General features: G+C 45.3%; 1 protein-coding gene. It reads right to left on the reverse strand.

Annotation, left to right across the window (positions count from 1 at the left end; genetic code table 11):
* A partial coding sequence (locus KP705_RS15655) for a protein rep (protein WP_215764847.1) occupies positions 1–757 on the reverse strand: 757 nt, incomplete at both ends.

Here is a 757-nt window from a genome sequence, read left to right on the forward strand (position 1 = left end):
GTTATAGAAAGCATGATGCGGGAGCATCAGCCCAACAATCTTATTCTCCATCTGCTCGAATTTTATTTCATCACCAACGATGACACGACCATCAAGAGAAGGCTCAACACAGAGAGCCATAGCAATATCGGGCCCGAACATATCCAATGATTTAGGGACACCTATCGTGGCTTCGCCTTCATCACGCTTCGTGAAAAGCTCAGCATCATTGATGACACGCTTCTTCATCATCTTCAGAGATCCATCAGACTGATCTCGAACGATGCGAAGCCTCTCATCATTAAGAGACCCCTTGAACTCCTTAAACGATCCGTACCTCTGTATCAGTCGCGTATTGAGTGTCTCATTATAGAACCACTCAAGATGGCCATCCTCCATCGTCTCAATATCGTTCGGCTTAGTCACATATTTTGTGACCTCATCAACAGACTCAAGAGTTCCCGCATCCTTAACAATGCACGACATCCTCTCACGAACATCAGCAAGAAAATCCTGCCAGCCGTTCCCCTTCAAATACGGCAGATCAAAGAGGATATTCATATGCATGTTAAGGGTTTCATGATCCTCATTATGAGTGAACTCAGTCCCCCTGAAATACAGATTTGAACCATATTTTTGATTGAGCCAACGGAAGCAATCAGAGAGCTTGCGTGTCCATTTCCTATGCTCCGCCTTGAGGTCATCATATATGCGGACGTTCTCACCGCAGGTGATAACCATGTACCGCAGATACTTCCCCTTATTCGGGAGAATGTTA

It is taken from the genome of Gluconobacter sp. P1D12_c (assembly GCF_018812105.1).
GTDB lineage: Bacteria > Pseudomonadota > Alphaproteobacteria > Acetobacterales > Acetobacteraceae > Gluconobacter > Gluconobacter oxydans_A.